This is a genomic window from Spirochaeta lutea (assembly GCF_000758165.1).
GTDB lineage: Bacteria > Spirochaetota > Spirochaetia > DSM-27196 > Salinispiraceae > Spirochaeta_D > Spirochaeta_D lutea.
Genome location: NZ_JNUP01000049.1, coordinates 70,041 through 81,714, shown reverse-complemented (window position 1 = coordinate 81,714; position 11,674 = coordinate 70,041). Strand labels below are relative to the sequence as shown.

Sequence of the window (11,674 nt, the reverse complement as noted above, 5' to 3'; positions counted from 1 at the left end):
CGGGCTTCCGCCAAGGAGGCGTACATGACCTTCCATCAAAAACGCACCCTGACCGCCTGGGGATTTCTTACCCCATTCCTGGTAATTCAGGGCATATTTTTTGTGTATGCCGCGGTCCGGGCGGTGTATTTTAGCTTTACCGATTACAATATGTTCAATCAGGCACAGTTCGTCGGATTGGCAAACTATGCAAACCTCTTCCGTGAAGCGAATTTTCTTAAGGCCCTCAGAAACACCGTAGCCTTTTCCCTCATTGTCACCACGGTACAGACCTTTCTGGCCTTGGTGATAGCATCAATCCTGAATCGGAAGATGAAGGGCATTGGCTTCTTTCGTTCCGCCTTTTATCTGCCCAGCATTGCCAGTTCAGTAGTTATTACCGTTATCTTTCTTTGGCTGTTCCAGCGCCGGGGATTTATAAACTTTATATCGGGAACGATTCAGAGCCTCGGTCCAGCCATTGTGACTGCGGCATTGCTCTTTCTCTTGTTCCAGACGGGATTTTACCTCTACGAGCGTACCAAGGGCTTCCCTATCCGGTTTTTCGATGCCCCCACGGGACTGCTGTCCTTCTTCTTGTCCCTGGGAATAACCGTACTTGGCACCATGACCGGCATTATCGATCTAGGTCCCGGGGTTGATGTGGACTTTGTCTGGCTCCAGACCCGCCAAACCGTTATGGGCATTCCGGTACCCCTCATTGCCATCATGATTCAAAACACCTTCACAACCATTCCAACCCTGATGTTGATCTTCATCGCCGGACTCCAGGACGTGCCGGGGAGCCTCTACGAGGCGGCGTCTATCGATGGAGCCGGTCCGGTACGGCAATTTCTATCCATAACCGTTCCATCCATCCGGCCGGTACTATTCCTGGTAACCACCATGGGGCTCATCGGAACCCTGCAGATGTTCGACCAGGTGGCTATTTTCGGTGACGCAGTTCCCCAGGAATCGGTCATAACCCTGGCCTACTTCGTATACGACCGGATGTTCCCCGGCGCTCAACTGCCCGAGGTGGGACTGGCTTCAGCAGCAGCCATGTTTCTGGCCCTGTTTACCTTTGCAGCGGTCATGCTTCAGCGGCTGGTAATAAAAGACCGAGGTGATGTATGACCGAAACAACACAGATTAATCAGCAACTACTTGAGAACTGGCATCGACGTCGGCGATGGGCAAGGGCGGGTATTGGGTACACCCTCTTTATCGCCCTTACCCTGGTATTCCTTTCTCCCCTTCTCTTTGCCGCCCTTTCGAGCATTAAAACCGACCCCTTGGAATACCCGCCGAAGCTCCTTTCTCCCCAGCTGAATCCCCGTAACTGGGTTCAAGCAGCGCGGTTAGGTCGTCAGGGGGGTGAAAACGCATTTTTCGGGGGATTTACACCGGGAAGCACCATCGAATTTGATATTACCTACCTCACCCCCCATTCCCAGACACCCGAGCCCCCGGAGGTTATCATACCCAAGCGCCGGCCCGGGGCAGGCCTGGGAGCCGTATTCGAAGAAACCTACGCCGCTGACTACGCCCTGGTCGGACCGGTTCGGCAGATCGACCAACGCCCGGGCAGCAAAGAAATTGACGGAGCTACGGTTGACGGTCTTTTGACAACCTACGGATTTTCGGTTTCATACCAGGGTGACGGCCCCAGGATTAGCCGGGTTCCCCTGGATGCCACCGTGCCCCCCGGCCAGATTTACACTGGCAGCACCATCACCGCCAGTCGGATCGAACGCCGGGGCCGGGTTGCCAGTTTCGATACCATCAGCCCGGGGTTCCTCGGATACATCTTCCGGAACTACCAACGGGTTTTCCAAGAAGCGAAGAGTATCACCTCCGGAACCAGCCTCTTTACCAACTGGTTCGGTAATTCCTTCTTCTTCGCCCTCGTCAGGGTAATTACCAACCTGCTCCTGGCCTCCATGGCCGGTTACGCCCTGGCCCGCTTCACCTTTCGGGGCCGGCACCTGGTCTTCATGCTGCTCTTAGTGGCTCAGATGGTTCCCGTACAGGTAATTTTTATCTCCAACTACCTGGTGTTACGGGATGGTATTTGGGGATTAAGCAACATCTTCGGTACACCCACCCTATTGAATAATATCTGGGGCCTGATCATCGGAGGCGCGGGTACCATGATTGAGGCAGCCAAGGTGTTTTTGATGAAGCAGTACTTCGAATCCCTTCCCAGGCAAATCGAGGAAGCAGCCCGGATCGATGGTGCCAGCGAATGGACCACCTACTGGAGGGTTATGTTCCCCATGGCCCGGCCGGCTCTGGGTGCCTTGGTGATTCTGAGCTTTCAGGGCGCATGGAACGAGTTCTTTTGGTCCTTCATCATCCTTACCAGTCCGGATGAAATAAAAACCCTTCCCATCGGGTTATTAAGCTTCCGGCAGATATACGGAACTGCAGGAGACTGGGGGCTCATCCTCGCCGGAGCGATGCTTAGCGCCCTGCCGGTAGTCATACTCTTTATTGTCTTTCAAAAATACTTCCTCGAAGGGGTCTCCTTCGGCGGAACAAAGGGATAATCCATGAATTTGAGCAAAAACATTGTACTGAAGGAAAATTACACCTTTCTTGTGACGGACGAGGACGGCGCTATTCCTGGGGGGGAGCGGGGGCTCTATTCCCATGACACCCGGTTCTTGAGCAGACTCCTATGGCAGTTCGACTGCCCGGATGTCCCCGAGACCTTCCATACCTTGGTTGCCCACAGCTCCCAGCCCGATACAGCGGTCTTTCACCACGCCCTGATCCAAGGGCCAAGCCAGATCCTGGGTGTCCACCGCACCCTGAGCCTGGAGGAAGGACGGCTGGCTGATACCTTGGTGTTGGAAAACACCGACAGCCAACCCCGGCGGCTTCGCCTTGGCCTGAGCATCGATGCAGATTTTATCGATCTCTTTGAGGCCAGGGGCTTCGCCTCCCTGGATCGCCGCCTCTCACCCCCGGCCATAGGGAAGTCCTCCCTGGAATTCGGATACACCGACGGCCCCGATACCTATGGAACTCACGTTACCCTGAAACTCCAGGGCCCGGATGGGGGTCTGATGGTTCCCGGAGACCCTGGGAAAACCCAAATGGCAGTCCGGCAGGGGGAGGGTACCGGGGAAGCCGCCCTATCCTGGGACATTGAAATCCCCCCGAGAAAAAAAATTACCCTGACCATGAAGATAGCACTGACCCATCCAAGTCTGAACCAGGACCTGGAATCGAGCCTGCCCAGCTATTCCCGGTGGCGGGAAGGATTTCCCGAATCCCTGATCCGGGGCCCGGTGAGCCAGGATCAGGGGGTCCTCAATCAGGCCATCCAGGATCTGCGGGCCCTCATGCTCATTTCGCCCCAGGGAAGCATTCCCGCGGCGGGTATTCCCTGGTTTGTCGCCGCCTTCGGACGGGACAGCCTGATTACCGCGGCCATGCTGCTGCCCCACCATCCCTGGGTCGCCCGGGGAGTCCTGGAGTACCTGGGACATTACCAGGGTAGGGAGGTGCATACCTTCCGCGGGGAGGAACCGGGAAAAATCATGCACGAAATACGCTTCGGTGAACTCGCCCGGAAGGGAAAGATACCCCATACCCCCTACTACGGGACCATTGATGCCACTCCTCTGTACATTATATTACTCCAGGAATTGGTGGAGCAGACGGGCTCCCGGGATCTGATCGCCCATTTCCAGCCCCAGTGGGAGGCCTGCCTGGCCTGGATGATGGAATACGGGGATGCGGACGGCGACGGGTTCTTGGAATACATCAGCGCAGAACCCGGAAAGGGACTGGTCGTCCAGAGCTGGAAGGATTCGGATGACTCCATGAGCCACGGCGACGGCAGCCTTGCCCAGGGATATATCCGGCCAGCCGAGGTCCAGGGCTACGCCTACCGGGCCTACATGGCCGCAGCAGAGTTTTACGAGGACCTTGGGAACCCGGAGAAGAGCAGTGAATTGCTTATGCGCGCCCAGGCGCTCCAGCTGTCCTTCGATAGGGTGTTTTGGAGTGATTCTCTGGATTGTTACGCCATGGCATTGGATGGTGATTCCCGTCCCCTGGCGGTTAAGAGCTCCAATGCAGGGCAGCTTTTGTGGTCGGGCATTGTTCCGGAAAACCGGGCCCCTAGATTGGTTTCAACCCTCATGGGACCGGAACTTTACAGCGGCTGGGGCATACGAACCCTGGGGACCCAGGAGGCTCGATATAATCCGGTGAGTTACCATAACGGCTCGGTGTGGCCCCACGATACCGCCTTGATTGCCCGGGGGCTATGGGACTACGGATTTAGAGATGAGGCCGGTCAGCTGGTCCGGGATCTCTTCGATCTCGCCGGAAGCCAGGGGGACCGGAGGCTTCCCGAACTGATCGCCGGGTATTCCCGGGGCACATCCCCCCCGGTTCCCTACCCCGTGGCGTGCAGGCCCCAGTCCTGGGATGCCGCAGCCCTGGTATATCTACACCCGCTGCTTATCCGTGAGTGACCGAGGCTCTTTTAAACCTTTCTTAGTGCGCAAAATGGTTGACTGGTTACCAATAATTGCACATGTCGATTGCAGTGGTTATGTGCAATCGGCTCTTTATAGTACCGAATGCCATACCTCCTTACCCATCCCCCGGCCGGTCGGCCGGGGGTTTTCTGCGGATTGAATAGGCTAATTTCAAGGGTGCAGATCATGTCCTGCTACAGGCTATCCATCAAACCAAGGCGAATAAAGGGTTCGGCCGCCCGCTCCATGAGCTCCTTGGAGGGAACCGGGGTATCCTTGAGGGCGTACTTCAGACCCAGAGCCTTCCATTTATAGGTGGCCATCTGGTGAAACGGCAGAAGCTCCACCCGCTGGATAACCGAAAAATCCTTGAGGTAATAGGCCAGGGCTTCAAGCTGCTCCATATCATCGGTGTAGCCGGGTACAACGACATGGCGGATCCACACCGGCTTGCCCGAAGCTTCCAGGTATTCAAGCATCTCCAAGGCATGCTGGTTGTCCATTCCCGTCAGATCCCGACAGAGTTGGGGATCCAAGGCCTTTATGTCCAATAAAATAAGATCTGCCGCATCCAGGGCGGACCGGCTCTTGTTCAGGGGTATAGCCCCGGAGGTATCCAAGGCTGTGTGCAGGCCATGTTCTCGGGCATTCGTAAAAAAATGCTCTACAAATTCCGGCTGGGTCAGGGGCTCTCCCCCGGAAAGGGTCACACCGCCGGATTTTATAAAGGGTTTATACCGGAGCACGTCCTCGAGTAGTTGGGAGGATGTCATGGTTTTTCCGGTACGCATCTGCCAGGAATCCGGATTGTGGCAGTAGAGGCAGCGCAGCGGACATCCCTGAAGAAAGGCTACATACCGTATTCCCGGTCCATCCACCGTACCACCGGTCTCGATGGAGTGGATATACCCCCGGGGGTCCTGGGCTGCAGGCCGGGCGCCGGGATGCAGACTCACTGAGGCCCCTAGGGGGCCGTAATGGCTTCGCTTAATGTTCATGGGACCTCCTATATTACTATTTTTCTAAGCTTTCGTCACCCGCCGAACCATCCCCCCTCAACCGATGCCTAAGACACCGGTTCGGGGGGATGCATCCATAGATTCATGGCTGCATCCTGCTACTCCGGGGACTGCCGGACCCGGGACAGTCCCGGAGTCCCGGAGTCCCGGGGTCCCGGAGTCCTGGGGTCCCGGAGTCCTGGGGTCCCGGGAGCCTACAATACCTCGTGGAAGGTCCGGTTGATTACATCCAGCTGCTGTTCTCGGGTCAGCTTAATAAAGTTGACGGCGTAACCGGAAACCCGGATGGTCAGCTGGGGATACAGTTCAGGGTGGTCCATGGCATCCAGGAGCACCTCCTTGTTGAGGACATTCACGTTTATGTGGTGCCCCTCGCTCTCGAAATAACCGTCCAGAAGATTTGCTAAATTAGCATAACGCTGGGAATCATCCTTCCCCAGGGCCTCGGGTACGATGCTGAAGGTGTAGCTGATACCGTCCTCGCTGTAGTCGTAGGGCAGCTTGGCCACGGATGCCATAGAGGCGATACAGCCCTTGCTGTCCCGGCCGTGCATGGGGTTTGCACCGGGCGCAAAGGGCTCGCCGGTTTTCCGGCCGTCGGGGGTGTTCCCGGTTTTTTTACCGTACACAACGTTGCTTGTGATGGTGAGGATGCTTAAGGTATGTCGGCTGCCCCGGTAGGTGTGGTGTTTTTTGAGTTTGGTCATGAAGTTTTCCACCAGATCGACGGCGATCTGGTCCACCCGGGGGTCGTTGTTACCGAACTGCGGATATTCACCCTCAAGTTCGAAGTCCACAACCAGGCCGCTCTCGTCCCGGATACATTTTACCCGGGTATTTTTGATGGCAGACAGGCTATCCGCTACAACGGAGAGGCCGGCTACCCCGCAGGCCATGGTCCGGTCTATCTCTTCGTCGTGGAGGGCCATTTCCACCCGTTCGTAGCAGTATTTATCGTGCATGTAGTGGATCACGTTCAGGGTGTCGATGTAGAGCTTAGCCAGCCATTCAAGCACCATATCAAATCGTTTAGCCACATCCTCGTACTCCAGGTACTCGGTTCTCACCGGCTCAAAAAACGGGCCGACCTGAATACCGGTTTTCTCATCCCGCCCGCCGTTGATAGCGTAGAGAAGCGCCTTGGCCAGGTTCGCCCGGGCCCCGAAAAACTGCATCTGCTTTCCGATGCGCATGGCACTCACACAGCAGGCGATTCCGTAATCGTCCCCGAACTTTTCCCGCATGAGTTCGTCGCTCTCGTATTGAATGGAACTGGTCTCAGCAGAGAGCTTGGCGCAGAACTGCTTGAAGCCCTCGGGCAACCGCGGACTCCAGAGTACCGTCATATTCGGCTCGGGTGCGGGCCCCAGGTTTGTCAGGGTATGGAGGAAGCGAAAACTCATTTTTGTAACCAGGGTTCGGCCGTCCAAGCCCATTCCCCCGAGACTTTCGGTTATCCAGGTAGGATCCCCGGAAAAGAGGGCGTCGTAGGCCGGGGTACGGAGAAACCGGACCATCCGGAGCTTCATAACCAGGTGATCAATCATCTCCTGGATCTCTTCCTCGGTATACCTCCCAGCGTCCAGATCCTGCTGGGCGTAAATATCTAGGAAGGTAGCGATCCGGCCCAAACTCATGGCCGCGCCGTTCTGTTCCTTCACCGCAGCAAGGTAGGCAAAATACACCCACTGGACTGCTTCCTTGGTATCCTTGGCAGGCCCGCTGATATCGAAACCGTAGCTGGCAGCCATTTCCTTGAGTTCCTGCAGACTACGGATCTGCTCGGCCAGCTCCTCTCTCATCCGGATAACATCGTCCGTCATGGCATCCCCGGCAGCGTTCCGATGAGCTTCCTTCTTCTGGGCAATCAGGTAGTCGACCCCGTAGAGAGCCACCCTGCGGTAATCCCCAATAATCCTGCCCCGCCCGTAGGCATCGGGCAGTCCGGTAATAACACCGGTCTTCCGGGCCTTCTTCATTTCGTCGGTGTATACATCAAAAACCCCGTCATTATGGGTCTTCCGGTGACGGAAAACCTCCTCCAGCTGGGGGTCAATATCGCGGTTATAGGCTTCCAAACCGGAATACACCATGCGGATTCCGCCGTATGGCATTATGGCGCGTTTCAGGGGCTCATCGGTCTGCAATCCCACCACCTCTTCAAGGCTCTTATCGATGTAGCCGGCAGCATGGCTGGTAATGGTGGAAATCGTTTTGGCATCAATATCGTACATACCATCACGCTTTCGTTCCTCAGTCATCAGGGCACTGACCTTCTCCCACAATTTTTTTGTTTTTTCGCTGGGCTGGGTCAGGAAGGATGCGTCACCCTCGTAGGGTGTATAATTCCGTTGGATAAAATCCCGTACCTCTACTCGGGTATTCCATTTTCCGGGCGTAAAGCCCCGTGAATCAACATGCTGTGCCATATGTGCTCCTTGTGAACCGTCCCTAAAACAGCTAAGGGACCTCTGGCCCTGGGCCGTGATCCGTTAGTGGAAGAAGAGATGCGGTACTTGTTTGTTGTACTCCGCGGATTATCAGCCCCTGGACTCCGACCCTCGGGCCGCGGCCAGATCCCTTTCCGCCGATGAAATATCGAAATCAGACAACCGGCGGTATTCTCGCCGTCCCATGTCCTGAATATCTGCTCTAGTTCTGCCTTTTTTCAGGTGATTCTCATGCGTTAGGCTACCAAGTAACCCTGCTGATTCCGCCCTGTCCATGCCCCTGAAAGTTAGACATGTCTAAGTTTAGAACGATTCCTCGGTAATTGCAAGCCCCTGGGCCGAAATCACCCGGTAGCAAACCGGCAGTATGCCAAAAATACCGCGACAGGGAACTAATAGTGGGATGAGCAACTACCCAACCAGGTCATTTCGAATGAAACAGCTGGAGTATTTCCTCGCTATCAAGGTGGCTGAACAGGGAGTCACCGTTTCCGAAGATGTTCTCCAAGAGCAGCCGCTTCTTATTTTGCAGCTCCCATACCCGTTCTTCAATTGTATTTTCTACAATAAATCTCATGGCTACTACCTGTTTGGTTTGGCCGATTCGATGAGTGCGGTCGATGGCCTGGGTTTCAACGGCGGGATTCCACCAGGGATCGACAATACATACATAGTCCGCTTCGGTCAGATTGATTCCAACACCCCCTGCTGTAAGGCTCAATAGAAAGATTTGGACTTGTTTATTGCCTCGGAATGTTTCAATCTGCTGGGTCCTCTTCGCTGCACTCAGGGAACCATCGATGTATGCATAGCGGATTCCCTTTCGGTTCAGGCGCTGTTGAATGAGTTCGAGAACCCGCACAAATTGACTGAATACCAGAATTCCATGACCTTCGGCCGCAGCCTCGGTAAGTTTTTCCGTGAGGGTGTCCAGTTTCGCGGAGTGCTCTGGGCCGCCCACCAGTTGAGGAGCGATGGCAGCCTGGCGGAGATGGGTAAGGGTCTGCAAAATGGCGATTCCTGCCTTATGAGGGTCGGGGGAAGTCAGGAGTTCGGTGATTTTTTGGCGGCAGGCAGATTCAAGGCGACGGTAGAATTGGGCTTCAGTCGTTCCCTGGGTTACTGTAATTTGATTTTCCTGCTTTGGTGGCAGCTCATGGGCTATCATCTGTTTTGTGCGGCGCAGGAAATAGGGGCGGATACGCTGCTGGAGTTGGCTAGTCAGGTGGGCATCCTTGGTCAATTTGCTTCCGCCGTATCGTCTTTTGAAGGCTCTTCGGGTCATCAGGAAACCAGGATTGGCGATTTGCATGAGAGCCCAAAGATCCATGATACTGTTTTCTACCGGGGTACCGGAAAGCAATACTCGCTGCTGGCCACGTAATTGCGAAACCGTACTGTGCAACTTGGTTTGATGGTTTTTTACTAGTTGGGCTTCATCAAGGATGATGAGCGAAAAAACGGTTTCTGAAAAAACAGCCCAATCCCGAACCATGGTTTGGTATGAACTGAGGATGGTTAGCGGTCCCGCGGGCAGTTCACCCCGGCTTGTACCGGCGTGCAGGACTACCGCCACATCGGGTAAAAACCGGGATAATTCCCGCTTCCAGTTTCCCAGGGTAGATACCGGGGCAAGCACCAAGGCAGGCCGATCATTCTTTTCGGCTCGGTAATCCGCCAGGAGGGCTATAGCTTGGAGAGTTTTACCCAGTCCCATATCGTCGGCTACTATTCCTCCGGCGCCAGCAGACTTCAGAAAACGTAACCATCTCAATCCTATCTGCTGGTAATCTCTCAGTTCACCCCGGAATGCCGGAGCGGGTGGGGTAGATACTCCGGTGAGGGATTGTTCAAATTCCCCATGTAACGTAGCCAAATGGAAGAGGGGATCGGAGGTCGGTTGGTTCTGTTGATTTTCCTCACCTTGGCCGGACCCTTCCCTGGTTTCCCCCTGGAGGAGTGTGAGCAGGGGGTCCAGGGCGGCAATTTCCAAGGGGTTGAGGCGAATTGTATCCTCCCGTTGGCTGAGTTCACCCAGGGTTTTCAAGGCAGCCAACTCCTGGGAACTAACTAGGCGGTATCCTGAGCGGGTCATCAGCATATTCCATAGGCTGTCTACATCCCGCTGATCTAACGACTCCCCGTCGGCAGTGGCATGAATGCTCAGCCAATCAATGCCCGACTCCACCTCAATGCGGATCGAACTGAGCTTAACCGGAATCCGATTAACCAGCAGTTCCAGCTCACCAGTAGTGATTTCCGAGAAAAACTCGGTTACCATAGCCTGGAGTAATTCCGCCGGTGGTCTTTGGCTGACGAAAGAGAATCCACCCACTGAATCTCCGGATGCGGGGATGAGCCCAAGGGATTCTACCCGCTGACGAAACAAATTTTCCCGAATATAGTCGGGTTGCACCCACCGGAAACCATCCCGGGCTATGGGCTCTCTCCACCAGTTACGCCGGGGCCCAGATAGAATCTCCTGTCCACCGTAACTGACTGCCAGGGTGGCCTGTACCTGCCAACCAGCCTTCAAGTACAGACGGAAAGCGGGAACAGCAAAGGATAATTCCTTCTCGGCCGGTGGCGGCACCACATCTAGGATGGCGGAAATGACGGCATTCCCAGCAACCTGTTTCTCTAACACCTCAATCATCTGGCGGGTAAACCCCTCATAAGAAACGCTACACACATGTATGATATCAAAGAGTTGGTCCAGAGCGGTTTGGTATTGATACCCAGGGATATCCGGTTTGGTGCCCAGGTCGCCGATTTGGCTGGTCTCAAAGAGTACACCATTCTGGGTATCCAGAAGAAAGCATTCCGGCCCCGCATTAATTGCCAAAAGCTGCGGGGTATGACCAACATGAGCAAGCTCCGACTCTTGTTGGAATAAGCCTAAAAACTGTGGACGGAAGAACCCTTCCTCAAATGAATCTTGTTCGGTAAACTCAAGAACTATGCGGAGGAGGGATTCCTTTCGCAGGGTCATAAAATGTGAATTTCCAGGTATTCCCAGGGGAATCTCGTTCTGATTAAAGACCCAACGCAGCCAAACCTGGGCGTCTAATCGACGATCAGACGCCTGGGTGATAGCACGATACAATTGTTGTAGGCTGGAGGTTTCGGTTTCGAAGATCATTCCCGGTGCCCACCGATAAAATCTCCCCTGCTTGGTGTCTTGACGGACATACTGGCAAAGCATATCCAAGTGCCACGGCAGTCCCCGGGAGCCGGTGAACAGGTAGTTCTGGTGATTCGATCCTGGTACCGGCCCGGTTCGGTCCGACAACACTAAAAAGGGTGTATACCGTTTGCCATTATCCACCGCTGCCTGACGAGCCCGGGGTTCTAATATTCCTAAGGCAGGATGGGGAACCGGGAAGCCAAATTCATCAGGGTTACCCCTTGGGGCATCAAAGATATTCGGTTGGAAGACCCCGGTTGCAAATCCAAAATGAATGGCCGCAACAATATGCTTACATTCCTCGGCATAGGGACAGGTGCAACTTGCATCAAGATCACCATATTCGACCGAATAATCAACAATTACGGTATAGACTCTCCCGGAAGAACCATGCACCCTAAAGCTTACGTGATTCTCCCCGGTGATATACTGTAAAACTCTTTCCTGCTCGAAATAGGTTATCCCACGCTGCCAGACGCGGAGCTGGAAGAACTCCTCTTTAATTCTAGCCAAGAGATTCTCAAGTACCATGGGCCA

At 54.7% G+C, this 11,674-nt stretch carries 6 protein-coding genes; 3 read left to right on the top strand and 3 right to left on the bottom strand.

What is annotated here, in order from left to right:
- Positions 1-24: 24 nt before the first annotated feature.
- Genes DC28_RS06250 through DC28_RS06240 form a run of 3 tightly spaced genes read left to right on the top strand, consistent with a single transcriptional unit; the run spans position 25 to position 4,475 of the window.
- Positions 25-1,116, top strand: a complete 1,092-nt coding sequence (locus DC28_RS06250) for a carbohydrate ABC transporter permease (RefSeq protein WP_037546952.1) — start codon at positions 25-27, stop codon at positions 1,114-1,116.
- A complete protein-coding gene (locus tag DC28_RS06245; protein WP_052078540.1) occupies positions 1,113-2,531 on the top strand; it encodes a carbohydrate ABC transporter permease in 1,419 nt (472 codons plus the stop codon). The genes DC28_RS06250 and DC28_RS06245 overlap by 4 nt, the downstream gene beginning before the upstream one ends.
- Positions 2,532-2,534: 3 nt before the next feature.
- A complete protein-coding gene (locus tag DC28_RS06240; RefSeq protein ID WP_037546950.1) occupies positions 2,535-4,475 on the top strand; it encodes an amylo-alpha-1,6-glucosidase in 1,941 nt (646 codons plus the stop codon).
- A gap of 200 nt (positions 4,476-4,675) precedes the next feature.
- Here DC28_RS06240 and pflA read toward each other — a convergent pair whose 3' ends face one another.
- From pflA to DC28_RS15370, 3 genes are all read right to left on the bottom strand, one after another.
- Positions 4,676-5,479, bottom strand: coding sequence for a pyruvate formate-lyase-activating protein (pflA, locus tag DC28_RS06235; RefSeq protein WP_081942008.1), 804 nt, complete (start codon positions 5,477-5,479; stop codon positions 4,676-4,678).
- Positions 5,480-5,694: 215 nt separating this feature from the next.
- Positions 5,695-7,929, bottom strand: a complete 2,235-nt coding sequence (gene pflB / locus DC28_RS06230) for a formate C-acetyltransferase (protein WP_037546948.1) — start codon at positions 7,927-7,929, stop codon at positions 5,695-5,697.
- 445 nt (positions 7,930-8,374) lie between these two features.
- Positions 8,375-11,668 (bottom strand): DEAD/DEAH box helicase, encoded by a 3,294-nt coding sequence (locus tag DC28_RS15370; RefSeq protein ID WP_052078539.1) that lies wholly within the window; start codon positions 11,666-11,668, stop codon positions 8,375-8,377.
- Positions 11,669-11,674 lie beyond the last annotated feature (6 nt).

Excerpts from the sequence above, each read along its gene's own strand:
- pflB (WP_037546948.1), bottom strand. The coding sequence starts at position 7,929 with ATGGCACAGCATGTTGATTCACGGGGCTTTACGCCCGGAAAATGGAAT.
- DC28_RS15370 (WP_052078539.1), bottom strand. The coding sequence starts at position 11,668 with ATGGTACTTGAGAATCTCTTGGCTAGAATTAAAGAGGAGTTCTTCCAG.
- DC28_RS06245 (WP_052078540.1), top strand. The coding sequence starts at position 1,113 with ATGACCGAAACAACACAGATTAATCAGCAACTACTTGAGAACTGGCAT.
- DC28_RS06240 (WP_037546950.1), top strand. The coding sequence starts at position 2,535 with ATGAATTTGAGCAAAAACATTGTACTGAAGGAAAATTACACCTTTCTT.
- DC28_RS06250 (WP_037546952.1), top strand. The coding sequence starts at position 25 with ATGACCTTCCATCAAAAACGCACCCTGACCGCCTGGGGATTTCTTACC.
- pflA (WP_081942008.1), bottom strand. The coding sequence starts at position 5,479 with ATGAACATTAAGCGAAGCCATTACGGCCCCCTAGGGGCCTCAGTGAGT.